Genomic DNA, 26,894 nt, shown 5'->3' on the forward strand with positions numbered 1-26,894 from the left:
CAATTCAATAGCTTTCATTTTTGTTTCCACTGGGTAACTTACTCTTGTTGCCAACGTAAAAACACCTCCAAGGTTGTCTCCATATCTTACGACATGGTTGCATTTTCTTGAAGGTGTTTTAATTTGTCTCACGCTAAGGGGTCAGTCCCTTCCATGTTATAGACGGGGCTGCTTTTTTATGAGCTTTAGGTTTAAACCCATCTTCATCAAGGAGGGGTTTATTATCTTTTTCCAAGCTAGTTTTAGCGATTATTAATTATTTTTCAATAAAACCATCGGAGCAAAATACTGCTCATTGTATAGCTGAGCATAGCTGCGAACCAATAAAAAAACAAAATCTAAAAATAATACCAACACAAAATGTAAGCATTTTCGGATAGGCAATGAAAAGGACAAAAACGTATAAAGTTTGTCATAAGGCCTGATTTTATAGGGTGATATGATGAAATTGTAAAAAATTCATGACGCATCTTGTTTAAATTGGAGGGGATTCGTTTGAATAATATGCTTCTTGTGGATGAAGAGTCAGACATAGCAAAAGAAATGAAGAAGAATGTAGAGCATTCTGAATACTTTCGAATTTTGCAAGATCATTATCGAACAAGTATGCCTGTGCTTCAGGAATCATTTCTAGCATCGCTGCTTACCCGAAAACTGACAAGCCAGCAAATTGAAGAAAAATCAATGAATTATGATATTCAGCTGCGCGGCTCTCAGTATGTTGTAGCGCTCATCGCTCTTTATCCTATGGAAGAACCAAAAGAATACTCCTCTTCCTTGTTAAGACAGTCGCGTGGTGTGGATTATATGATTCAAGCTGTTTTGAATAGAACGCGAGAAGTATGGGACATCAATTCGCTTGGGAAAGTGTTTATTTATCAAGAAAGCATTGCTTTGCTGGCTATCGATAATGGACAGCACAAGGAGCATTGGTTTTCGATTATGCAAGCAGCACTGTCGGATGTTCTTGAGCAGATTGTGCAAGAGCTGAAGCTGAATGTCACGATTGGTGTTGGCTCGCGTGTTTCAGATATTGCCGATGTACATCATTCTTACCGGGAAACGCTTATTGCACTAGACTATCGTCTTGTTATGGGGTCCAAGAAGGTTATCTATTTTCACAATATTGAAGATTATGAGAGTGAGCAACTTCGATTCGACGAACTGAAGGGGCAAGCTTTAAGGAACAGTTTGAAGATGGGGACGGTCGAAGAGCTTTCTGAAGCAGTTGATACGATATTCGATGAACTGTTTGAAAGTAAATTTGCTTTGCAGGATATTCAAATCTATTTATTTGAGGTATTGACGGTAATATTGCGTACAGCGAAAGAGGCTGATATTGATCTTGACGGACTGTTAGGTACAAGTATTCAACTGCATGCGGAAATGTATAGATTGCCGGGTTTAAGAGAGGCAAAACGTTGGGTTTATGATATATGCATTGAAATGATGAGGAAGATTTCCAGCCAGCGGAAGCATGTATATAAAGATATTGTCGAAGAAGCCATTCAGTATACGAAAGATCATTTTATGAATCCAGCTTTATCCATTCAAGAGGTTTGCTCATTCCTACACATTAGTACAGGTTATTTCAGTCGTGTATTTAAAAAAGAAGTAAAACTAACCTATGGACAATATGTCATGCACATCCGGATAGAGGCTGTTAAGCAAATGCTGCGTCTTACAGAGCTTAAAGCTTCTGAGATTGCAGATCGCGTCGGGATAACCGATCCTAAATATTTGGGTTTTTGCTTTAAGAAGCATGTCGGGATTTCGCTAACGGAGTATCGGAGTAGAATTACAGAATCCCTAGTGAAATATGAGTGATTCATCGTTACACACCATATCAGATTTACAACAATAGATTAGAATTTCCAGACAAGACGTGAGAATTGTGGGTTCGAATAACAATCATTCTTCTACATAATAGGTCGAGAAGTTAAAAAATGAATTTGGGGGAATTTTGGATGAAAAAGAAATGGGTTCTTGCGTTACTGACAGGTATGATGTTGACGGCTGCAGCATGCAGCAACGATGGAGGAAATACAGAGGGAGAAAAAAAGGATAGCATACAGATCGGAGCAGCTATTTACAAATTTGATGATACCTTTATGACGGGTGTGCGCAATGCAATGCTGGAGTCAGCGAAAAACGGAGCGAAATTAGATGTTGTGGACAGCCAAAACTCGCAACCAACACAAAATGAGAAGGTGGATCTATTTATTTCGAAAAAGTACGATGCGCTTATTATTAATCCAGTTGATCGTACAGCTGCAGGCGTCATTATCGATAAAGCAAAAGAAGCTAATATGCCAGTCGTATTCTTAAATCGCGAGCCGATTGCGGAAGATATGGAAAAATGGGATAAGGTATACTACGTCGGTGCTAGAGCAGAGGATTCAGGAACGATTTCGGGGCAATTAATTAGCGATTATTGGAAAGAAAACCCAAGCGCGGATAAGAACGGTGACGGCAAGCTGCAATACGTGATGTTAACTGGTGAGCCAGGGCATCAAGACGCGGAGCTTCGTACAAAGTATTCTGTTGAGGCTATTGTGGACGCAGGCATAGAGGTTGAAGAGCTTGCTAAAGATACAGCGATGTGGGACCGAGTCAAAGGGCAAGAAAAAATGCAAGCATTTCTAGCATCAAATGGAGATAAAATCGAAGCAGTTCTTTCTAATAATGATGATATGGCGCTTGGCGCGATTGAAGCGTTGAAAGCATCGGGTTACTTCAAAGGTGATAAGTATATTCCGGTTGTTGGTGTAGATGCAACAGCTCCGGCTATTCAAGCCTTGAAGGATGGAACCATGCTGGGTACGGTGCTGAATGACGCGAAAAACCAAGGAGCAGCATCTGTTGCGATTGCTACTGCGCTTTCCAAAGGGGAGACGCCAACAAAAGAAAATATTGGTTTTGAAATCACAGATGATAAATATGTATGGATCGCTTACAAGAAAATCACAAATGCGAACATTGCAGACGCGGAATAATGAAATAAAGATGAGGGACAGCGGTATCCCGCTGTTTCCTCCTAACTTATTTATTGGTTTTTGATGGGAGGATATGAAATGGAGCAGCATTATGTTCTGGAAATGCGAGGAATTTCGAAGGGCTTTCCAGGGGTACAAGCGCTCAGCAACGCAACAATAAAGGTGAAACCAGGAACTGTACATGCCCTTATGGGTGAAAACGGGGCTGGGAAATCAACGCTAATGAAGTGCTTGTTCGGCATATATAGACCGGATGAAGGTGAGATTTTTATAAATGGCCATAAAACAACGATTCATAACTCTAAAGAGGCACTGAAAAATGGAATTTCCATGATTCATCAAGAGCTTCATCCCGTACCGCATCGTAATGTAATGGAAAATATTTGGCTTGGTCGGTTTCCGGAAATAGGTTTTGGTCCGATTAAGTTTATTCATGAAAAGAAAATGTACGAGGACACATTGCATTTATTCAAAGATCTTGAGGTCGATATAGATCCTCGAGTCCGCACGGGGACGCTGTCTGTTTCAAAAATTCAAACGCTGGAAATTGCGAAAGCGGTTTCTTTTCACTCAAAGCTCATCGTAATGGATGAGCCAACATCCTCTTTGACTGGCAACGAGGTTGAACAGCTATTCAACATTATCAACAGTTTGCGTAAACGCGGTGTATCTATTATTTATATTTCTCACAAAATGGAAGAAATCTTGCGCATCTCTGATGAAGTGACGATCATGCGTGATGGTCATTATGTTGGAACTTGGCCTTCAAGTGAGCTAACGACAGACCTCATTATTACGAGAATGGTCGGTCGTGATTTGAAAGAACGCTTTCCTGCACGAAAGAATATGCCTGGCGGCACAATGATGAAGGTAGAAGGTCTATCGTCGCCTAATCCCAAGTCGTTTCAGGATATTAGCTTTGAGCTGAGGAAAGGGGAAATACTCGGCCTAGGTGGCTTGGTTGGCGCTCAACGAACAGAGCTGATTGAAGCCTTGTTTGGACTACGGAGCGTAGTTTCCGGAAAAATCTCCATAAACGGGAAGCCAGTGAATTTAAAAACACCTTCTGAAGCGAAAAAGAATAAAATTGCGCTTCTAACCGAAGAAAGGCGAGTAACGGGGATTTTTCCAGTGTTATCGGTTTATGAGAACACGATTATCGCGAATTTGTCTCGTTACCAAAATAAATTTGGACTGTTGAATGAAAGAAAAGGACGAGTTGACGCAGCGGATAATGTTGAAAAGTTTGGAACAAAGACACCGTCTGTACATCAACAAATTCGTTATTTATCAGGAGGAAATCAGCAGAAAGTACTCTTGGCAAGATGGCTGCTTACAGAACCAGATATATTGCTGCTTGATGAGCCTACTCGTGGTATTGATGTTGGCGCTAAATTTGAAATTTATACGATTATTACCGAGCTTGCGAAGCAAGGGAAAAGCATTATTATGATCTCCTCGGAAATGCCTGAGCTGCTTGGGATGTCTGACAGAATTATGGTCATGAGCGAAGGCAAATTGACAGGCATTGTGGAGGGCAAGTCAGTAACAGAGCAAGAAATTATGCGCCTAGCTGCGCAGCAACGTTCGGTCGTATCAGGGGGTAAATGTAATGAACACGCAATTACTGTTTAAAGTGAAAGACTATTTAATGCAACGAGCGATTTTCGTGGTGTTGATTTTGATTGTAATTTGCATCGCGGTGGCAGATCCTAACTTTTTAGCCTTTTCTACGCTTAGAGATATATTGCAGCAGTCTTCGACTAAGCTAATTATTGCAATTGGTGCGGCATTTATTCTTATTACAGGCGGTACAGATTTGTCATCTGGACGAGTTGTTGGGCTAACGGCAGTTATTTCGGCATCGATGCTGCAAATAGATACGTATGCCAACCGATTTTACCCGGACTTGCCGCAGCTTTGGGTAATAGCTCCGATTTTAATAGGCATTGCAGTTGGTTTGCTTGTTGGATTAATAAACGGTTTTATCGTAGCAAAGCTTCATGTTCCACCTTTTATTGCTACGCTAGGAACAATGGTAGGAATCTACGGTATCAATRGCCTTTATTTCGATATGAAGCCGAATCAATCGCAGCCGATTGGCGGTCTTCGAGATGATTTTAAAGTGTGGGGTTCGGGATATATCGATCTTGGAGGCGGCTATACGATCCCGTATATTGTGCTTATTGCGCTCGCTGTAGCACTTATCTGTTGGGTCGTATTTAATAAGACTCGACTGGGAAAAAACATGTATGCAATTGGAGGAAACGTCCATGCGGCACATGTTTCCGGCATTAATGTCGCTCGAAATCTGATTTATATTTATGCCATTTCGGGAGCGTTGTATGGTCTTGCTGGTGTACTTGAAGCAGCCCGAACAGGAGGAGCTACGAATAACTACGGAAACATGTATGAATTAGATGCCATTGCGGCATGCGTAGTTGGCGGGGTGTCAACTGCTGGCGGGGTGGGCAAAATCCAAGGCGTAGCGGCAGGCGTATTAATCTTTGGCGTCATTAACTACGGATTAACGTATATCGGTGTTAGTCCCTATTATCAATTAATTATTAAGGGACTCATTATAGTTGCAGCCGTAGCTTTTGATATTCGAAAATATATGGCAAAAAAATAGTTTATACATTCAGAGTATTAAAAAGGAGGTGATGAATGTATTGCTTATTGGCAAGTACATGATGATTCAAAGGAATGTTTATCACATGCAGCCTTGGCGATTGCCATGGCTATTAAAGGCATACATTCCTTTAGGTAACAGAGGATTTATAAAAAAAGTGTTGCTTTAGGATGTTACTATTTTTGGGAGGGTTGAAATTGGGTATTAAAAAACGCGCAAAAAAAATGTTGGTGTCCTGCTTGGCATTTTCGCTAGTAGGATCGATGTTCGTTGGCTTGCCGAATGCTGTCTCGGCAGCACCAAGTGCAACTGAAATTAAGTTAAGTCCAGACAAGATGAAGAAAGAATGGGATGGTTGGGGAACTTCATTAATATGGTTTGCTAATGCTACTGGCGGCTGGGAAAACGAGCAAGCGAAAAATGATTTGGTGGATGCATTATATGGCAAAGAGGGACTCAATTATAATATTGCCCGCTACAACATTGGCGGTGGCGATGATCCGTCTCACAATCATATGCGTGAAGGCGCTGATATTCAAGGCTTTTCAACAGAAGAAGGTCAATTAGATATTAACCGCGATGAAAAACAGCGTTGGTGGTTGCAGGAAGCATTGAAACGTAAACCAGAATTAATCATGGAAGCGTTTTCCAATTCTGCGCCATACTATATGACCCACAGTGGTTGTACTGCTGGTAATCATAATGCTTGGGAGAATAACTTAAAAGAAGATTATTATGATGATTTCGCGGAATATTTAGCAGAGGTAGTCAAACATTATAAAGATGATTTTGGAATAGAGTTCGATACTCTTTCGCCAATTAACGAGCCCAATACAAATTACTGGGGTGCATTCAATCGTCAGGAAGGCTCGCATTGGGATCCATGGGCGCAGTCATGGATTATTTGGGAAGCTCGGCAAAAGCTGAATGAAAAAGGATTGAATAATGTTGGCATTTCAGCAATGGAAGAATCAGTGATCGATACTTACCTAGAAAATTGGAGCCATTATAATGACGATGCAAAAAACAGCATTTCTCAAATGAACGTTCATGCGTATGGAGGTTCAAAAAGATATGAGGTTCGTCAGCTTGCCGAACAGGAAAATAAAAAGCTATGGATGTCAGAAGTTGATTTAGGACCAGGCGGTATTGCTCATAATCATGATGATATCGAACCAGCATTAGCGCTGGCTGATCAAATTATGGTGGATATTAAATGGTTTGAACCGCAGGCATGGGTAATTTGGCAAGCTATTGAAAGCGAACAAAATATGCAATCAGACAAGGAGAATATGAACTGGGGTCTGATTCATGCTGATTTTGATACTGAACAATGGTGGTATACGAAAAAATATTACGCGATGGCGCAATTTAGTAAATTCATTCCGCAAGGCTCGAAATTTTTTGAGAATAGCGACGGTGATGGAAAGACACTAACGGCTTATAACGAAGGGACGGGGGAAACGGTTATCGTTTATCGCAACCCGGATCAAGACAGCAGACAATTGTCATTTGATCTTTCCAAGTTTGCAAATCCGGGAAGTGAAGTATCCACTTATGTGACAACTTCAGAAAAAGATTTACAGGAAGGTAAATTAGAAGTTTTAGGAACTAAGCTTTATGCAAATGTGGAAGGAAAATCAATTACAACTTTTGTAATCAAAAATGCTCAGTACGTCGATGGCCAAGAAGCAGACGTTACACAGATATTAAATGATTTAAAGGTAAGTATTGAACAACATAAAGCAACCTTGAATGAAGATAACCCGGATATTGAAGAGTTGGAAGTGCTAATTACAAAAGCTGACGATGCGCTTCAATCTGGCAGCAATGAACAAATATCTGATGCAATTGTTGAAATCAGCCTCAAATTCAAGGCAATGTTGTCTGATGGTGTTATAGGTGTTATACCACAACAGTTGATGAGAGCTTCGGCGAGCAGCGCACAATCTGGAGAAGGTCCGGAGCTTACCATAGACGGTGATGTAAATACAAAATGGCATACGCCATGGGGCGATGGCTATCAAGATCCACCGCACTCTATTACTTATGAATTAGACAAACTGTACAAAGGCATTAACAAACTGGAATATACACCAAGACAAGACACAGATACGAATGGTACAGTTACTAAGTTTGAAATTGAAGCAAGTATTGACGGTGTGAATTTTAATAAAATTGCAGAAGGAACATGGGATGCTAACAAAGCAATAAAAACAGCAACCTTTACTCCCGTCGATGCGACTCATATTAAATTCAAAGCACTAGCATCGCAAAGTGATGCTGGCACACAGTTTGCATCTGCTGCTGAAATCAATTTGTACAGGGATTCAAATTTTAAACTAAATTCAGAGCAACTTGATAAAGCAATAACGGATGCTGAACAATTTATTGCAACTTCGAATAAAGATGAAAATCTATTAGAGCTTTTGAAACAGTATGTTGATGCCGGCAATGCATTAATGAGATCGGATTCATCCACGCAAGAAGAAATGAATCGTACGACTAATCAAATTAATGATGAAATGGTTAATTTGCAGAGAGATAGTTTCCTAGTTGAAGGGATCACAGTAAAATACGCCCCAGAAGCACACTGGAGCACACCTGTAGAAAGCATGTTAGATGGTAATCGAGATACATTTTATGAAACGAATTGGGAAGATTGGGGCCGTAAATACCTAGCAGGCGACTATATCGTTCTTGACTTGAATAAAAGTAGAAAAGATATAAGTCAAATCCTCTACACACCGAGACAAGGTAAAGATAAAGAAAACGGTCGTATTAGACAATTCAAAATTTATACAAGCGATAAAGATTTGTCAAACGTTGAATTAACAGGTACACAAAGTGAATTGGATCAACATTTTGAGTTGGCAGCCGTCGGCGGTCTTGATACAGGAAAAGATTATGATCAATCCGCAACCTTCCCCTCAAAAAATGCACGTTATGTAGCTATTCAAGTTATCAAAACTGGCGGCAACAGCTCTACTTTATCGATTGGCGATTTGGCTGTTTATCAAAAATATGTTGCGGACATTGATACGAGTATAGTTCAAATTGCTAAGGAAAAGTTGGTCACTCTTTACGAAGATATGGTTCCATATGTAAGAAATATTATGGACAATTATTTAAATGAACTCGAAGATACAGAACATCTAACGTTAGAATCACTAGAACATTATAATTACTGGCTTAATGAATATTATAATTTCTATTCTAATCTTGGTCATGTAAGCTCCATCAAAAATGGTGAAGTGTGGCTAGATACTGACGGTGTGCCCATTCAGGCGCATGGCGGAGGTATTATATATGACGAAAACACTAAAAAATACTATTGGTACGGAGAAGATAAAACGGAATCGAACATGGGTGCTGGTTATGTTCCGATGACAGGTGTACATGCTTACTCATCTACTGACCTTTATAATTGGAAAAATGAAGGTGTTGTATTGCCGGTATTTAATAATCCGTCTCTTGGTGATAGAACATACGATGGATTGACGGATGCTTCTAACATTCCAATGTATATTCATGAAGCTGATGAATCGTATAAGGAATCGGGAGTAGGATTCGAATCTTGGCGACAAGAACAAAATTATGGGAAGCTTGATGATTGGAATTTCATTCCGGAAAATGGAGTGGAAAAACGTTTTTATAATTTCGCTGGTAACATGAAATCACCAGTTCAAACACTTAAAAAACATAATACACGGGAACAAATTGCTGATTTGAATGCACTGTATAAAGATACTTCTATCGAAGAGAAACAAAGATTATACGGGCTGTTCAATTGGGATAAAGTTGTGGAACGACCAAAAGTTGTTTACAACGAGAAATATGATAATTATGTAATGTGGTGGCATCATGACGGTCCAATGTCGGGTAAATATTGGACAGCATCAGGTGGTGTAGCTGTAAGTAAATCACCGATAGGTCCGTTTAAAGTGCTTGATATTGAGAGAATGCCAAATGATGGATGGGATCCTGACAAAAGGGGTGAAGGAGATGGTATGCTCCGCGATATGACCCTTTATGTAGATGATGATAAGGATAAAACAGCATATTTGGTCTATTCATCCGAAGGAAATGGGACAACCATCGTTCTAAAACTGGATGATACTTATACACAACCAGCTCGTGAGGAACATGGAAATGCGATTTGGGCGAAAGCTCATAGCAACGGTAGAGAAGCTCCAACATTATTTAAACAAGATGATACGTATTATTCCATAACATCTGGTTTAACAGGCTGGAACCCAAATCCTGCTAAATATCATATTACAGGACATCCATTAACGTGGTGGTGGGAAGATAAAGGCGATCCATTCTGGGATGATTGGAAAGGAACTACTCATGAGAGCCAAAGTACTTTTGTACTGCCATACAGAGACAAAAACGGAAATATTGTAAGAGATAAATTTATCTTTATGGCGGATCGTTGGAATCCTGGAAACTTGAGCGACTCCAGATACATTTGGTCCCCATTACACTTGGATAGTGAGAATAAACGCATATCAATGAATTGGCAATCGGAATGGGATTACTCACAATTTGGAGAAGCGCAAATAGAAAAGTACACAGTAACGTTCAATAGTAATGGTGGTAGTGGTGTAGCTAGCATTGAAGCAAACCCTGATTCACCGATTTCTGAACCAGCAGCGCCGATAAAAGAAGGTTACATCTTCATCGGCTGGTACAAAGATGAAGCATTGATGGAACAATGGAATTTTGCAACGGATAAAGTAGCAGAACAAGATATCACCTTATATGCGAAGTGGGAATCTGAATCTACGAATGTATTGGTAGAATCGATCAGCCTGACTAGCGCGGTTGGCAAAGCGGTAATTGATGTGAAGGGCGGCAGCCTGAAGTTGACGGCAGAGCTATTGCCAACGAACGCTTCCAATAAGAAGGTAGCTTGGACTGTCTATGAGTCAGATGGCGTAACAGCAACGGACAAAGCAACGATCGATCAAAACGGATTAATCACTGCGGTGAAGGACGGCTCTGTAAAAGTAGTCGCAACCGCGACGGACGGCTCAGAGGTTCGAGGTGAGATAACGATTGTCATCACGAATCAATCTGAAGTTGAAGATATTTCAGTTACTTTTAATAGTAACGGCGGCAGCGAAGTAGCAAGTATTAAAGCCAAACCAGGCTCCGTACTTACAGAGCCAACAGCACCAACAAAAGCAGACTACGTGTTCGTTGGTTGGTACAAAGATGAAGCATTGATGGAACAATGGAATTTTGCAACGGATAAAGTAGCAGAACAAGATATCACCTTATATGCGAAGTGGGAGTCTGAATCTACGAATGTGTTGGTAGAATCGATCAGCCTGACTAGCGCAAGTGGCAAAGCGGCAATTGATGTGAAGGGCGGCAGCCTGAAGTTGACGGCAGAGCTATTGCCAACGAACGCTTCCATTAAGAAGGTAGCTTGGACTGTCTTTGAGTCAGATGGCGTAACAGCAACGGACAAAGCAACGATCGATCAAAATGGATTGTTGACTGCCGTGAAGGACGGCGTAGTAAAAGTAGTCGCAACTGCAACGGACGGATCAGAGGTTCGAGGTGAAAAAGCGATTGATATTACTAATCAAACTTCCGACGGAGGAAACAACGGAGGTAGCGGTGGTGGTATAACAGAACCAGCCCGTGAAAACCCAGCTTTATACGAGCCGAAGAAATCTGAGCTAACGATTGATTCCGCACTAAATAGCTTGACAGCTTCGCTTGATCGCAATCAACTTGCCAAAAAGGCAGCGGAGTTTTTAAAAGCAGAACAAGCCGGTACCATTCTAACGATTGATGTTCCTGGAAACCACGCACGATATGAAGTGAGGATTCCTTTGGACGCTTTGAGTGGATTAGCCGCGAACAAGCCGGATTCGATCGTATCGATCCGCAGCAAGTTTGGAAGCTACGAATGGCCGGTGTCTATGTTAAACAGCAAGGATATGAAAGGTAAAGTAGATGCCGATGCTGTGTTAATTGTAAGCATGGTGAAAGCGAACGAGGATAAGTTTCAGCAATTGGATGCAGCCCTATCCGGCAATGGAATGAAGCGTACAAGTGATATTATCGACTATAAAGCAACGCTGAAAACGAAAGATGTGGAATACGATATTCATTCCATCGGTTATATTGAGCGTACTTTAACCGTAGACAAAGTAATTCGCAATTTGAATGAAGCAACGGTCGTATCATATGATCCTGAAACGGGAGCCATTCGATTTGTACCAGCGGTGTTTACCGTTATGGATGGTAAAACTGTGGCAACGATCAAAAATAACTCGAATGGCATATATGTCATCATTGAAGGCAAGAAAACATTCGACGATATGATCGGACACTGGGCTCAGAAGGATGTAGAAGCACTCGCTTCTAAGCTGATCGTAAATGGGAAAACGAATGAAGTCTATGATCCGGAAGGGAAAGTGACCCGTGCAGAATTCGCATCACTGCTAGTAAGAAGCTTGGGCTTGAATAACAATGGCGCTGAGCAGGCATTTGACGATGTAGCAGCTGCTAAATGGTATGCCGCAGATGTAAGTACAGCGGTTCAGCACGGGTTAGTACAAGGAGTAGGCAACAACAAGTTCAATCCTGACGCATTCATCACTAGAGAGCAAATGGCAGTTATGATTATGAAAGCTGTTCAGCTCGTTCAAGGTGATACAAGCGCTGGAGCGAATTCATCAAGCACTTCGTTAGCTGCATTTGCTGATCAATACCAGCTATCGGGCTTTGCCCGTGAAGCGGTTCAAGCCGTAATAAATGCAGGTATTATGAATGGCAAATCGGAAACCACGATTGCGCCTAAAGATACAGCAAGCCGTGCTCAGACAGCAGTCATGCTGAAGCGGGCATTGAGCTTTGTTAAGCTGATTAATTCGTAATCAATAAAGAATGACACGTAGTCAGCTCATCATGTGAGCTGACTATGTGTTTTTAACCAAACATATGAGAAGATAGAGCTCAATTTGCAGACTGATTAAGGTGTATTGTTAATAAGTGGTTATTCGCAAAACACTGATTGTAAGCGATGTCAAAAATTGCTTCGAAGAAAATGATGCTGTGTTTGGCAAAAACCTCCTGAATGATAAAGATTGGCCAGTCTACAACTCACGACACTCCTAAAATTGTACTTATATACATTAAACTACCATTATTTTCATTAAATATCACGAGTGATGTGTACAATTATACATGTAGTGAATACAAGCATACATGGATGAACCTGTGAAATTCCTCTACACTTATAACAATTACCAAGAGTAGAGGAGTGTGTTTGAATGAAAGATCAAAAATGAATTACCCTGGTAATTTTCAGGTTTTTTTAGATTGAAATCAAATCGTAGCGTATTAATTATAGGTTGAAAAGCTGCAAGGGGGCAGAAATGAAACCAATATATAAGATTATGATTGTAGATGACGAAATGCTTGTTAGACAAGGAATTAAGCACCTTCTAGATTGGGAACAGGAGGGATACCGAATCGTCGCTGAAGCTTCGAATGGTCTTGAAGCTTTGGATTTGGTTGATGAGGTCAACCCTCATGTCATTCTAACAGACATCGTGATGCCAGTTATGGACGGTGAGGAATTTGTTAAGCGGGTGAAGGAGAATTACCCTCATATTGAGGTAATCGTCTTAAGCAGCTTCAGTGAATACGGCTACGTTCGCTCCACATTTCAGAGCGGAGTAGCGGACTATATCCTAAAGCCGAAGTTGGAAGCCGAATACCTGTTGTCGATCTTAAATAAAACAACTGCCAAAATGGTTGGAACGCAGATGGGCGATCAAGGAATTGATATGGAGGAAAAACAGCTTACACGAATAATCGAGAAGCTAATGAGCGGATACGAGGCTTCGCAAGAACCTGGGTTGGTGCGTTCGAAGTTTCCATACAGACGCTATGCATTTTTCGGTACGGACATGAACCATATTAAAGATTCTGATGAAAAGGTGACTTTCGCAAGCCGAATAGATAGAGGGTTGCGTAAGCTCAGCAAGGACAAAGCAGCCTATATGCAGCTGAAGTTTGACAACGATTTTATTCTTTTCTTAATCAATGTGAATCCAGAGCAATGGGTCGAAATGGTCATGGAGCTCAGGTGCCTCGTCTCAGAAATGACAGAGATTAAGAGCGGTACCCAATTCGTACTTAGTCAAAGCTTCGAGGATTTTAACTGCCTTGGAGAGACTTATCGGAACAATTACTTGAAGCTTACAAGATATAGCTTTTACCTGCCGACACGAAGCCTGATTGAAAATGATCATTTACCGGGACTCTCGGATGCGTATCAAGAATACGACATGGCAGAATTATCGGAACAGCTGCGACGAAAGCAATTCCAGAAGGCGTTTACGAGCTTTCTGGAATTTGTGCATCTGTGGTCAAAGGACTATAGAACCGAAATTTTTGAATTCAAATCGTTTTTGGGGAACTTCATATTTAACGTGACGACAACACTTGGGAAAATGAAGTATGAAACCCCTGGGGGAGAAGACGCTAAATATGACTACTTCCGAAAAATTGATGAAGCTAGGTATGCCAAAGACGCAATTGCTCTTGCTGAAGCATTCATACATGAGGCAGAACATGTGATTCGCAAGGCGAACTCATTATTTAATCCAAATATATCTAATCTACTTGAATATATTCATGAGCATTACGCTGATCCGATCACGCTGACCGGAGTGGCGAGGCAGTTTCATTTCAACGCTTCGTATCTGTCTAGTTTTTTCGCTACTCATAATGAGGAAGGTTTCAGTGAATACCTGAACAAAGTCCGGCTGGAAAAAGCGATGGAGCTTCTTTTGACGACGGGAGAATCGATATCCGAAATCAGTGCAAATGTAGGCTATTCGGACCAGAGTTATTTCACAAAGGTGTTTAAAAAGCATACCGGCATATCGCCAAGCCAGTATCGGAAACAATTCTCGGAGGAGATAAAGGAGTCATGATAAGAAATGCTGCATTAAAGCTGAAAAAGCAGGGCTTGTTCCTCAAGTTGTTTCTCGTCACGCTCATTAGCATCGTTACCGTATCGCTAATAACCCTGGCTATAACGATCAGCATGTCGGAAAAATTATTTTTTCAAACGTTCAGCATTACTAACAGCAAGCTGCTGAACCAGATGAAGACCAACCTTGAGTCTTACAACTACACGGTAGCTACTGGAGCAGCGATGATAGCTCAAAATGCCTCCATCCGAAACTATTTATCTGGGCAAGAGACGGATGCAGTATCACTTGCCACCGAAACATACCATATGACAGAAGGCATGAAGGCGATTCGGTCCAACTTCAGCGCTTATGACGTTGGGATTATGATCATAGGCGTGAATGGTCGGAGTTATTCAACAGATGCTTATTATTGGTCCACTTTCGCCGAGGAAATGAAACATCACACCGTTACGAACGCAACAAATGAGCAATCTGCGCAAATCCTGTATCAGCTCTATCCAGCTGGTGACAACAAAGGCATTGCGAAAGAGCAAGTGCTTGTGGCTTCCAAAGCTTTATTTGATCAACAGACAAGTAGTTTTTACGGCACCTTGTATGTTGCGATTCGTGATCGCAATTTCAGATCTTTTTATGCTAACTTTACGAGTGAAGGCAATGACGTGTTGTTGATAAATAAAAACGGATTGATAGTGTCCAGCAATCGGAGCGAGCGGATTGGGCTAATGGATAAGCCGTTATATACAGAAGTAGCAGCTCAGCAGCTCGGAGAAGAAGATGAAGGATCCGCCTATGTCATGGGTAATGAACGAATTGTGTTTTCTGAATATTTGCCGGAGTTTGATTTTTATCTGGTAAATCTAATTGACAAGAAAGCCGTGACCGGACAGATGGTGAATGCTGAAGCGGTGACGTTGACAATTATGGTCATCGTGGCGATTTCCCTTATTATCGTATTTTTAATTACCCGAAAAATGACGAAGTCCCTGCGTGTACTCGTTAAACAGATGTCGCATATTCCAACGAGTGGATTCGATAATCATATCGATATCGCTACTAGCAGTTATGAAGTTAAAGAGCTGGGCAACGCTTTTAATTATATGCTTGATGCACTGCATGATTATGTAGATCGGCTGTTGGAAACCCAAAAGCAAGTGCGTAATGCAGAGCTGGCCGCACTTCAAATGCAAATCAATCCGCACTTTCTATACAATACGCTGGCATCAATAAAGTTTTTGGTGCTGCAAGGTAATAAGGAAAAAGCAGCAGGTACGATTAATGCACTTATCTCTCTCCTGCAAAATACAGTTAGTGATGTAGAGTCCACTATTCCTGTTTGTCAGGAACTGGAGACAATGAAGCATTATGTCTATATCAATCATGTACGGTACAGTGAGAAGATACGCGTGAATTATTTTGTGGAGCCTGACAGCTTGGATTACCACATACCGAAGCTCATTCTCCAGCCTTTTATCGAAAACGCATTCTTTCACGGATTCAACATAAAAGAACAAGGAAGTATTTTGATCATGATAGCCGTGAACGAGGACCAACTAGTATGCGAGGTCGTGGATAACGGAGACGGTATGGATATAGAGCAAAAGCAGCTGAAAGTGGAGCAGATACGTACGCCGAAGAGAAAACGCCAATTTTTCTCCGGCATCGGCATACGTAATGTTGACGACAGAATTAAATTAATGTACGGGGAGAATTATGGAATTAACATAACAAGCAAACGGGGAGAAGGTACTAAAATCAAAATTAACATTCCATTAATTAATAAATAAAAAATGTGCTTAACAACTAAAGAATGTGCTAGAGACGTCATGAAAAGTGAATAAACGAACCAATAATAGCACCAAAGCTAACAAAGAAAATACAAAAGAACATGAATACAAAGTGTTAAGATGGATGCGTCATTGGAAAACGCTTTCATCTTTTTTTATTTTACAAGGGGGATAATTTATTGAAGAAATTAGTTTTCGTTCTGCTTGCTGGCGTTATTCTCTTGACGGGATGTTCGTCTGGTGGAACGAAAGGCAGCCTAACAAGCTCGGGAGATGGAAGCACTTCCAATCCGAAAGAGATTACAGTTTGGGCGTGGGACCCGGCGTTTAACATTGCCGCCATGGGTGTAGCAAAAGAAGCATATTCACAAGTTCATTCGGATGTCATGATCAACATCGTGGAAAACGCGCAGGCTGATATCGTTCAAAAGTTGAACACCTTGTTGAATTCAGGTTCTACGAAAGGTTTGCCTAACATCGTATTGATCGAGGATTATCGAGCACAGAGCTTTTTGCAAGCGTATCCGAATTCGTTTTATGAATTGACAGACGCCGTAAAAGTCGAAAATTTCGCTGATTATAAGATTGATCCGACGAGTGTTGATGGCAAGCAATACGGCGTACCATTTGATTCAGGTGTAACCGGAATGTATGTACGGACAGATTATTTGGAGCAAGCGGGCTATAGCTTAGCTGACATGAAAGAAATCGACTGGAAGCAGTATATCGAGATCGGTAAAGCTATAAAAGAGAAGACCGGCAAAAACATGCTCACCCTTGACCCTAACGATCTTGGACTTATTCGCATGATGATGCAATCTGCGGGGCAATGGTATACGGCAGAGGATGGCAAGACTCCGATCATTGCAGACAATGCCGCTTTAAAAGAGGCGATTGAATTGTATAAAGAAATGCTGGATTCCGGCATTGTGAAGGTGATATCGGATTGGAGCCAATTTGTTGGTGCATTCAATCATGGTGAAGTCGCCAGCGTACCTACCGGTAACTGGATTACCCCTTCAATTAAAGCTGAAGCTTCTCAGTCACAAAAATGGGCAGTAGCTCCGCTTCCTAAGCTTGCAGTAACAAAAGGCTCCGTCCATGCATCAAGTCTTGGCGGCAGCTCTTGGTATGTAATGAATGTGGAGGGTAAAGAAGCTGCTGCCGAGTTTCTCGGAAAGACATTTGCTTCCGACGCTGAACTCTATCAGTCTCTAAATACAAAGATTGGAGTCATTGGTACTCTAAAGGCTGCGGCAAGTGGAGAAGCTTACTCTGCGGCAGACGAATATTTTCAAGGCCAAAAAATCGTATCTGATTTTGCAACATGGACTGCTAAGATTCCTACCGTCAACTATGGCACGAACACTTACGCCATTGAGGATATTATCGTTGTTGCATTGCAAGCTTATTTTGGCGGGAAAGATGTAGATACCGTCCTGAAGGATGCGCAGACGCAAGCTGATACTCAAATTCGCTAAATACATTTCAAGCGTTGCTACTCTTGGAAACCGCCCCCGACGAGTCGCTGGAAGCAACGGAGCTTGGACAGCATTTGATCCGGATATTCCAGGATATGTACGATAATGATATTTGTGTTGTGATCAGCGGATTGATGGATGATGCGAAGCAGCTCCACAAACAATTTCACGAGATGTAAACGATGCTGGAAAACAAGTTCTTTTTCGATGAGGGTACGGTGATGCTTGCGAACCGCACGTCATTTGTTACGGGCGATATGGCGGCAGGAGTAAATGATGTGCTAACGGAATTGAAGCAAAACATTCAGCACAATCGATACGATATCGCGCAACTGCATGTCGAGCAACTATTTGATGCTTTGCAACACAGGGAGCATTTTACGGTTATCTATGTAAAATATGTGTGCACCGAAATTGTCAAAGCTACATTCAATGCTTCTATAACAAAAAATAATGATAGATTCAAGCATAGTTTGGAGGACATCTATAAAACGGTAAAGCTGAGTGATTTGCGTAAAGTAGTACTGAGAATTTTAAAGGCAAACGAGTCTTCCTGCGAAACGAATTCGGAAGCGACCTCCAAAGCGATCGATGAAGTCGTCCGAATAATCGAGAACGAATACCAGTCAGACTTGTCGTTGGAGTTATTGGCGGAGCGGGTTTATTTATCTCCTAGTTATTTGAGCCATTTATTCAAGAAACAGAAAGGGATAAGTCTCAATAAGTTCATGACCTTGCACCGAATGGAAAGGGCAAAGGAACTGCTTATAACAACCAACCGTAAAATTATCGATATCAGCCTTGATGTTGGTTATAGCAACTTTTCCTACTTCAGCTCGTTATTCAAAAATCATTTTGGTCGAACGCCTTCCAAGTGCAGAGAAGAGGCATAACCTATGAAACGGCTGATCTATGGATTGTTCAATCGTTTACGGTTTAATCAAAAACTATTTCTTTCCTATTTAATCGTTATTATCATTCCTATTATGGTGCTTGGCATATACGCCTACAATCAATCAAAGGACATGTTGAAGTTGCAGGCACTGCAAGGGATTGATAAGAATGTAAATACCGTTACTCAGAGTATTGACAATTCGGTTGAACGCTACAATCATGCGATTCGATCGATCGTATTCACTAAGATGTTTCAGAAGATCGCAGCCAATGATTATATCGACTTAGTCAATCTTTCGCGGGATTTGAATGATTTCTTAGATCCGTATTTTATTATGATGATGAACCTTGACAAGGATATTCAGAAAATAACCTTTTACACCCAGAGCACTGTGCCGGAATTCGGCGATTTAGTAGTCTCACACAAACGTGTTAGTGAGGAGCCATGGTATAACGAAGCTATGAAGGGGATAGAACCACTATGGAAATATGAGAATAACGAACTGTTTGTAGTCCATAAATTCCCAGGTAATCTAAAAGAGCGCTACACGAATATTGTTTATATGCGAATTAATGAGAGCAGTTTTTTCAAAAACATTACCGATTTAGCTCAGGAGTATGGTGTCATCATCTCTGATGACAATAGTCGGATCGTATATGCGAATCAAAGTGCAAAGTTGACGGCCTTCGACTTCAAGGGCGACTGTTTTCCTATACATAATAGGGGAACGGTTGTTTTTTCTGAGTACGCCGATTTCCGAAACTCTAATGGTTCGCTATTGCTTCCGTATCTCCGATTATCCATTCATGTCCACATAGTGCAAAATTAAGTCTTGTTAGTTCAAATACTAATATGGTTTGGGAGTTTATCATCTAAGAATATGCTTTTACTAATAGACTGATAGTTTAGAGTCTGGAGAAGTTGTTTCAACTTCAGGACAACGAAAAAAACCTTAATTATGAAATTCGGTATACAGCTATGATCTTATTCCAGGCTGGGCAATATGGCCATTCAGGCTTGTGATCTTGTTCACTTGAAGTTTGACAGATACTTTAGCCAACAAATGAAAGAATCAAGCACTCAGAGAGCTAAAAGGAGAAAACAATGAGCACAAGAAAAGACTTACAACATTACCCTTATATGAATGCAAGCTTGCCTATTGAAGAAAGAGTTGCGGACCTTATATCGAGAATGTCACTTGAAGAAAAGGTAAGACAGCTTGATATTTATTCTGGAAATGAAATTTCCGATTCAGTAGAAGGCTTAAATGCAGATTTGCTTAACTACGAAAAAATGGAAAAGGTATCTGCTGGAATTGGAATCGGATGCATCCAAAACCGAAATTCCAAAGCGGAGACTGCTAATAAAATTCAGGAGTATATCATCCAAAATTCAAGATGGGGGATTCCGGTACTCTTTAGTGAAGAGGGACTTCACGGTTTTGGGTGGAAAGGCTGTACAGTGCTCCCTCAGCAGGTCGCACTCGCATCAACATTTGAGCCAGAACTCGGATATAAACAAGCGAGAGTCATCGCTTCCGAAGCGCGCAGCTTTGGTATACATGAGGTTTGGGCACCTGTTCTCGATCTAGCTAGGGAAATCCGATGGGGACGAGTGGAAGAAGGATACGGAGAGGATCCTTATCTAGGGTCTATGTTCGCGGAGAACATGGTAAGAGGGCTTCAAACGGATGACCTTACAAGACCCGATGCCGTAGTGTCGGAACCCAAACACTTTACAGGATACGGTGCTCCTAGGGGAGGACACAATTGTGCTCCGGCCATGATGGGGCATCATGATAATGCATTTTACTGTCTGCCTGTATTTGAGGCTGCTTTTCAAGCGGGTGCAATGAACACAATGTGTTCCTATAACTCTATTGACGGCACTCCTGTAGCTAGCGACCATTCGCTGCTTACTGGTGTACTTCGCGATAAGTGGGGCATGAAGGGCTTCGTACGAGCGGATATGACGGCTGTCTCCATGCTGCATACCATGCACTTTGTTGCTGAAAACAATCGGGAAGCTATCAAAATGGGTCTTGAAGCCGGTGTTGACATGCAGCTTTACGACTTTCCGCATGATATATACCAGGACAGCATTATTGACCTTGTAAAATCAGGTGAGGTGGACGAGAAAGTAGTAGACACAGCTGCTGGACGTGTACTTACAGTTAAATTTACAGTTGGAATCTTTGAAAATCCATATACAGATATCGAACTTTCTTCGAAAGTTGTGCACAGTGAGGAGCACGTACAGACGGCTCTCGAAGTTGCAAGAAAGTCGATCTGCCTGTTGAAAAACAGCAAAAATACGCTTCCTCTCAAAAGAGACATTGGCAAGATTGCAGTGATTGGACCAAGCGCGGATGTTCCCCGTTACGGAGATTACAGCAGCCCAGTTGTGCCTGAGCATGCGGTTACGCTTTTGAAAGGCATCCAAAACATCGTTTCGGAAAAGACCGAAGTTATCTACGCCAAGGGCTGCGAAATTCTGGAGTCCGACTTAATGACTATACCGGGCAAATGGCTCAAGGACAATGATGGCAACGACGGACTTGTAGGTGAGTACTACAATTCTCTTTCTTTTGAGGGAGATCCTGTTTGTGTGCGAAATGACAAACAGATAAACTTCAACTGGATTTACACAAAACCTGCTGACGGTGTAAACGCAGATAACTTCACTGTTCGTTGGACAGGCAAAATTAAACCGTGCGATACAGTGGATGGTTACATTGGACTCAGCAGCATGGACAGCATGCGTTTGTGGATCGACGGCACGCTGCTTGTTGACGGTTGGGGCGACCTTGACTCCAATCAGATGGTTGCGTTCAAATTTGTCGAAGGCGAAGAGTACGATGTTAAGGTTGAGTATCTCAATGATTCACGTGGGGTAAGGGTAATCCTCGGTTACAGCCTCGGCAACGATTATATGGACGCTGCGGTTAAAGCAGCACAAGAGGCGGATGTTGCTATTGTAGCGGTGGGTGACAACGATCAGACTAGTGGAGAGAACCTGGACAGAGCGGACCTTAATCTTCCGGGCAGACAACTTGAACTCGTCAAGAGAATTTATGAAACAGGAACGCCTGTTGTTCTTGTCCTCCAAAACGGACGTCCGATGTCGATCACATGGGAGGCAGAGCATCTGCACGCGATTATAGAGGCATGGTTTGTTGGCGAGCAGGGCGGAAATGCTATTGCAGAGGTTATTTTCGGAGATGTCAATCCTGCTGGTCGTATTCCGATGTCTTTCCCAAGATCGGTTGGTCAGCTACCTGTATACTATAACCGCACACCATTCTATGGACATAAATATGTTGAAATGGACTGGCTCCCACTGTACCCATTCGGGTTTGGTCTGAGTTACACAACATTTGCGTATTCGGATCTTGACATTTCAGCAAGGGAAATTGCTCCGGATGGAACAGTGGATGTATCGTTTAACGTAACTAATACGGGAAATGTCGCAGGTGAGGAAGTTGCTCAGCTTTATATTAGGGATGAATTCAGCAGTACGGTCAGACCAGTCAAGGAGCTTGCAGGGTTTAAGCGAATTCATCTTGAAATAGGCGAAACAAAGCGCATCACGCTTACACTGGGATACAGACAACTCCGTACACTTACTAGAAGCCATGATTGGGTTGTGGAACCGGGTAAATTTGAGGTAATGGTCGGACCAAACTCGGGCGACGTTCCGCTAACAGGAGAGTTTTTCGTTCGGAAATAAATATGTATGAGTTATCACTGCTGGTATGATTCGAAATTAGGGAGGTAGTTCATTTGCCGCGTGTTCTTTTTATACGCAGCAAGGGAACTGTATCCCTTTTTTTGGTTCCATTTACCTCTGTATTTCTCCCCATTTTATGGGAATAACATGATTATCATAAAAAATTGCTTCGAAATCAGAAAAACCTTTTGACTTTTTATTATGACCCCAATAATTACATAACGCACCGTGAGTGCTCATGAGGTTAAAGCGATTGCCGGCGATCATGAAGTAGAGGTTAGCTCAAGGAATCCGGATCAGACTTTTTCGATGAGCGTAATGATTAAAAGCGGAGTGATCATGTTATAAAGCGGAAGAAAACGGAACCTTGCGCTATTGTCACGGGATGGATGAGGTTAACAACATTCTGGAGAGAGTTAGGAACTAATGGACAATTATGATGTGTTGACTCTGCTTGCTCGATAATTATAGAGTGCTCAGTGTCGGCCGTGTTGGTCAGAAAATCAATTTGTAAAACAAAATTAAACATGATCTCAAACCACTTTCTAAAGTGGTTTTTTTATTGTCTTAATAGGTTTCTATCCTAGTTTTTTTACTCTTAATCCACCGTTCGAACAAAGCTAATTTACTTTTGCATCGTATTTATCCAGTATAAACGTTTGAATTGGATTCTAAAAATTTCTGGAGTGATGATCTTTACAGGAAAAATTATGTCTGCTAAACTAGCTACATTCTATTGTTAACCAAAATAAAAATATAAGGCTAACAATTAAACGTATTCAGCAAAAGGTGGTGTCATCCTGTGGCTATCTCTACAGTCGTTATCTTGATGACATAAAAAAGTACGGAAATGTTAAACAATTTGCCGCTAAAACATACGAACCACCGGGCACTTTCCCCATTTCTAGCATTCCTTGGGTTAGCTTCACTGGCTTTAACCTGAACATCTATAATGAGGGAACCTATTTATTACCCATCTTTACAATGGGGAAATATTTTCAGCATGACGAAAAAATACTGTTGCCATTATCTGGACAATTCCACCATGCCGGGGTGCTGTGTAATGAGCTGCAATTACGTGCAGATACTTGTACGGAATGGTTGCCAAACTACACGGGTTAAATAGAGCAAGGAGCAGCTACTACGGTAGCTGCTCCTTGTTTCTATTAAGCTAAAGGGCAGCCTGCTCATACAATAGAATCTTAATTTATACGCTTATTCATAAGCGGTTGCACAATGCTCATATCGGGAATTGTGTATCCAATAGGCATTACTTGAAGAATACGATTCCAGATGTTTTTTTGTTCAATATCATGGGCTGATGAGAATTTGGAATCGATCATCTGCTGTAAATTATGAGCAGTTAGCAATTCTGGTCTTCTCAGGTTAAAAAGTATTGATCTTCGACGTGCTTTTTTAAGCACTCGTTTAATTATCTTTTTTTTGCGAGTCTTCTTTTTCTGTTTTTTCGTTTTCTTATTTTTAATGCGATTAGATATCTTCTTCTTCGTAAGATGCGCCATTTACTTCTTCCTTTCTTTTTCTTCCGTTGAACAGGTTGTATAGGTTGTATAATTTGTGTAGGTTGTATAGGTTGCAAACTAATTCCGTTATCTATTTCTGGATGCTTGCTTTTCGCGAGATTATACAAATCGACGACACGTTCAGTCATCGCATGCAATGACCAATGTTCCTCTCCCCATCTCTTTGCATGATTTGCCAGCTCAATCAGTGATGTTGAATCATCTTCATCTAAGGCAGATCTTAAGCAATGAAACAGCTGATCTCTATCTCCAGCATGAAATACAAGTCCAGTCGATGAGTGGGTTACCATTTCTGGAATACCACCAGCGTCTGAAGTGATGACTGGCTTGCCTGCAATTTGTGCTTCGATAATGGCAAATGGCTGGTTATCCTGCATGCTGGGCAGGACGACAAAATCAGATTGTCGAAGCAATTCAGGAACATCCTCGCGGTTTCCCATAAAGATAACGTGATCAGTAAGACCGAGATTATTGGCAGTTTGCGTTATTTCTTCACGAAGAAAACCATCTCCTACGAACCAACAAATCCAATCCGTACGTTCTTCTTTTAGTTTGGCTAGTGCATAGATGAGATGGATTTGACCTTTCACAACATCAAAGCGTGCAGGGCACATAAATACTTTCTTCTCAGCAGGTCTTGTAACATTTGATTCTCGATTCATGTTTTGAAGAAACTCGTCAATGTCAAAACCATAATGGCTGACTGTAATACTATGTTCTGGAACAGAAAATTCATTTACTAAAACATCTTTTAACCACTGCGAGGGCGAGATTGTTACATCACTGACGGTTGCACCCAAATTTTCACGTATGGCCGAATAGTGCCAAAGCGGGGTATTTGTGTCTTGTTCCAGTAACCCCAATTCTTTCAACTTAACAAACCACTCTTTGGTGAGACAGCCATGAATTGTCGTTACTAAAGGAGTTTTAGGAGATTTAACACGTGACAACGCATGTGCGCTAACAATGTCCTGTGCATGGATAATGTCATAATCGGATAAGTCGAAGTACAAGGCAGCTGCTTCAATACAATACCGCTCAATTTCGGTGCTAGTTATCCATGGATCAGTTCCGGGCAAATAGTGATTCATATAGAGACTAGTCTGATCGGCAATAAGAGATGTTAGTTTGCTTTTATCAATGAATAAGCTTTTTCCTGGGACATGGAATCCCTGTCCATCCGGCGTCGGGGAGAATATATCTACTTGATGCCCTGCGAGCTGTAATCCTTTTGACAACTGATTGACATACGTATTTACGCCACCTGCATGAGGTAGAGACCAGCTGCAGGCGATTAGTATTCGCATTTGTTCCCCTCCGGTCAATTTGTCTGTCATTCCACTATCATATGAGTCTATTACAATAATGTTAACTTACATCCACCTATTTTTCTCTCGTATCATTACAGGCGATTGTCAATCAACAATTGCATCCAGTCGGTATAATTCAATATCCTCAAAATCTTATAAACTTCGTGACATTCTACTATTTCTGTAAAATATAGACTTTTATCTAATGCGATTTTGATTAATTTTCGTATGATGCTAGAAGATTAGTCAAAGGAGTTGAGAGAGTGAAAGAGCATGCTGTTAATTATAAAATTGGTATTATTGGGCTAGGGTACGTTGGATTGCCATTGGCTGAGTTGTTTCTTGAGAAAGGTAATACGGTTTATGGCATTGATACTGATGAACGAAAAATCAATATGTTAAACAAGCGTCAATCCTATTTGTCTGACTATAAGAAAAACGAGATTCGAAATCTTTTCAGTAAAAATAGTTTTCATGTTGGGACTACCTTCAATGTCATCGAGAAAGTCGATGTCATAATCATTTGTGTGCCTACGCCGCTAGATGATCATGATCAACCTGATTTGAAATATGTGATTGGAGCTGCACAAAATTTGCTTCCACATTTGCGAAGAGGTCAACTCATTGTATTGGAAAGTTCTACGTACCCGGGAACTTGTGAGGAGCTGCTTAAGCCGATTTTGGAGTCCACTGGTCTCCTAGTAGGCAAAGAAATTTCGCTCGCATATTCACCAGAACGAATTGATCCCGGTTCGAAATGGGAATTGGAGCATATCCCCAAAGTTGTCGGAGGCGTAACGCCATCATGCACATCGTATGCCAAGGAAGTATATGAAGCAGTGTTTAAACGTATGGTCGTCGTGTCTTCACCGCGCGTTGCCGAAATGACGAAGCTGCTCGAGAACAGTCAGCGTTATTTGAATATCTCCTTTATGAACAGTCTGTTGAAGATATGCGAGGAGCTGGATATAAGCCTATGGGAAGTGATCGAGGCAGCAGGTACAAAGCCATATGGTTTTACGAAATATTATCCAGGTCCTGGTGTTGGCGGACATTGTATACCGGTTGACCCATTATATTTGTTGTGGAAGTCGAGGGAACACCATATTGATCTGCCTTTTATTGAGCTTTGCCGTCAGGTAAATGAGGATATGCCTAGTTTAATAGTAGAACGGGTTGCAAAGACTTTGCGTCCTAAAGAGCTAAACGAATGCAATGTACTTGTCATCGGGGTTACGTATAAGAAAGATGTAAATGATATGCGAGAGTCCATCGCGCTGCACATTATAGAGCAACTGCTAGAATCCGGAGTTAAGGTAGATTATTTTGACCCGTATGTAAATGAACTGAAAATTGGCGAAACGGTGCTTCATGCAGTCCCGCTTACGGCACGAAATATGAGAAATATTGATTGTACGTTAATTTTAACGGATCATTCGAATATTCCTTACGAGCTATTTGTGAAACACACACCTGTTGTCATAGATACACGCAATGCTACAAGCAAAGTCGCAGACCGTAAAAACGTCATCTTACTTTAAAAGGGGG

The 26,894-nt window shown here is 41.3% G+C and carries 15 protein-coding genes; 14 read left to right on the forward strand and 1 reads right to left on the reverse strand.

The genetic code is table 11. The features are described from left to right. Positions 1-504: 504 nt before the first annotated feature. From AC1DM9_RS26805 to AC1DM9_RS26865, 13 genes are all read left to right on the forward strand, one after another. Positions 505-1,827, forward strand: coding sequence for a helix-turn-helix domain-containing protein (locus tag AC1DM9_RS26805; RefSeq protein WP_477583222.1), 1,323 nt, complete (start codon positions 505-507; stop codon positions 1,825-1,827). Positions 1,828-1,967: 140 nt separating this feature from the next. Beyond that, positions 1,968-2,996 (forward strand): galactose ABC transporter substrate-binding protein, encoded by a 1,029-nt coding sequence (locus AC1DM9_RS26810; RefSeq protein ID WP_441874859.1) that lies wholly within the window; start codon positions 1,968-1,970, stop codon positions 2,994-2,996. Positions 2,997-3,074: 78 nt separating this feature from the next. Further along, positions 3,075-4,631: a sugar ABC transporter ATP-binding protein gene (locus AC1DM9_RS26815; RefSeq protein WP_477583124.1), complete on the forward strand. Its 1,557-nt coding sequence runs from the start codon at positions 3,075-3,077 to the stop codon at positions 4,629-4,631. Further along, the gene (mglC, locus tag AC1DM9_RS26820) at positions 4,609-5,628 is read left to right on the forward strand and encodes a galactose/methyl galactoside ABC transporter permease MglC (protein WP_477583126.1); all 1,020 of its coding nucleotides are present in this window, start codon (positions 4,609-4,611) and stop codon (positions 5,626-5,628) included. The genes AC1DM9_RS26815 and mglC overlap by 23 nt, the downstream gene beginning before the upstream one ends. Positions 5,629-5,825: 197 nt before the next feature. Further along, positions 5,826-12,530, forward strand: a complete 6,705-nt coding sequence (locus tag AC1DM9_RS26825) for an InlB B-repeat-containing protein (RefSeq protein WP_477583128.1) — start codon at positions 5,826-5,828, stop codon at positions 12,528-12,530. A 501-nt stretch (positions 12,531-13,031) separates the two neighbouring features. Next, the gene (locus tag AC1DM9_RS26830) at positions 13,032-14,600 is read left to right on the forward strand and encodes a response regulator transcription factor (protein ID WP_477583130.1); all 1,569 of its coding nucleotides are present in this window, start codon (positions 13,032-13,034) and stop codon (positions 14,598-14,600) included. Continuing rightward, entirely contained in the window at positions 14,597-16,387 is a 1,791-nt protein-coding gene (locus tag AC1DM9_RS26835) for a cache domain-containing sensor histidine kinase (RefSeq protein WP_477509774.1), read from the forward strand. Before AC1DM9_RS26830 ends, AC1DM9_RS26835 begins: the two co-directional genes overlap by 4 nt. A 179-nt stretch (positions 16,388-16,566) precedes the next feature. Continuing rightward, positions 16,567-17,868 (forward strand): ABC transporter substrate-binding protein, encoded by a 1,302-nt coding sequence (locus tag AC1DM9_RS26840; RefSeq protein WP_477583132.1) that lies wholly within the window; start codon positions 16,567-16,569, stop codon positions 17,866-17,868. A gap of 23 nt (positions 17,869-17,891) precedes the next feature. Further along, complete coding sequence (locus AC1DM9_RS26845) at positions 17,892-18,047, forward strand: hypothetical protein (RefSeq protein WP_477583134.1); 156 nt, start codon at positions 17,892-17,894, stop codon at positions 18,045-18,047. Between the two features lie 3 nt (positions 18,048-18,050). Beyond that, positions 18,051-18,761, forward strand: a complete 711-nt coding sequence (locus tag AC1DM9_RS26850) for a helix-turn-helix transcriptional regulator (protein WP_441874876.1) — start codon at positions 18,051-18,053, stop codon at positions 18,759-18,761. Positions 18,762-18,764: 3 nt separating this feature from the next. Further along, on the forward strand, positions 18,765-19,592 hold the full coding sequence (locus AC1DM9_RS26855) for a hypothetical protein (RefSeq protein WP_477583136.1): 828 nt from the start codon (positions 18,765-18,767) through the stop codon (positions 19,590-19,592). Between the two features lie 275 nt (positions 19,593-19,867). Next, on the forward strand, positions 19,868-22,492 hold the full coding sequence (locus tag AC1DM9_RS26860) for a glycoside hydrolase family 3 protein (RefSeq protein ID WP_441874882.1): 2,625 nt from the start codon (positions 19,868-19,870) through the stop codon (positions 22,490-22,492). A 792-nt stretch (positions 22,493-23,284) separates the two neighbouring features. Further along, the gene (locus tag AC1DM9_RS26865) at positions 23,285-23,614 is read left to right on the forward strand and encodes a CatA-like O-acetyltransferase (RefSeq protein ID WP_477583138.1); all 330 of its coding nucleotides are present in this window, start codon (positions 23,285-23,287) and stop codon (positions 23,612-23,614) included. A 310-nt stretch (positions 23,615-23,924) separates the two neighbouring features. On the opposite strand, the gene AC1DM9_RS26870 is transcribed toward AC1DM9_RS26865, so the two are convergent. Then, positions 23,925-25,373, reverse strand: coding sequence for a glycosyltransferase family 4 protein (locus AC1DM9_RS26870; RefSeq protein ID WP_477583140.1), 1,449 nt, complete (start codon positions 25,371-25,373; stop codon positions 23,925-23,927). Positions 25,374-25,609: 236 nt separating this feature from the next. On the opposite strand from AC1DM9_RS26870, the gene AC1DM9_RS26875 reads away from it, so the two are divergent. Next, positions 25,610-26,887, forward strand: a complete 1,278-nt coding sequence (locus tag AC1DM9_RS26875) for a nucleotide sugar dehydrogenase (RefSeq protein WP_477583142.1) — start codon at positions 25,610-25,612, stop codon at positions 26,885-26,887. Positions 26,888-26,894 lie beyond the last annotated feature (7 nt).

This window comes from Paenibacillus sp. 01T431 (genome assembly GCF_056398625.1).

Coding starts and splice junctions, on each gene's coding strand:
- AC1DM9_RS26805 (WP_477583222.1), top strand. CDS start 505: ATGCTTCTTGTGGATGAAGAGTCAGACATAGCAAAAGAAATGAAGAAG.
- AC1DM9_RS26870 (WP_477583140.1), bottom strand. CDS start 25,373: ATGACAGACAAATTGACCGGAGGGGAACAAATGCGAATACTAATCGCC.
- AC1DM9_RS26815 (WP_477583124.1), top strand. CDS start 3,075: ATGGAGCAGCATTATGTTCTGGAAATGCGAGGAATTTCGAAGGGCTTT.
- AC1DM9_RS26830 (WP_477583130.1), top strand. CDS start 13,032: ATGAAACCAATATATAAGATTATGATTGTAGATGACGAAATGCTTGTT.
- AC1DM9_RS26855 (WP_477583136.1), top strand. CDS start 18,765: ATGAAACGGCTGATCTATGGATTGTTCAATCGTTTACGGTTTAATCAA.
- AC1DM9_RS26810 (WP_441874859.1), top strand. CDS start 1,968: ATGAAAAAGAAATGGGTTCTTGCGTTACTGACAGGTATGATGTTGACG.
- AC1DM9_RS26835 (WP_477509774.1), top strand. CDS start 14,597: ATGATAAGAAATGCTGCATTAAAGCTGAAAAAGCAGGGCTTGTTCCTC.
- AC1DM9_RS26860 (WP_441874882.1), top strand. CDS start 19,868: ATGAGCACAAGAAAAGACTTACAACATTACCCTTATATGAATGCAAGC.
- AC1DM9_RS26850 (WP_441874876.1), top strand. CDS start 18,051: ATGCTGGAAAACAAGTTCTTTTTCGATGAGGGTACGGTGATGCTTGCG.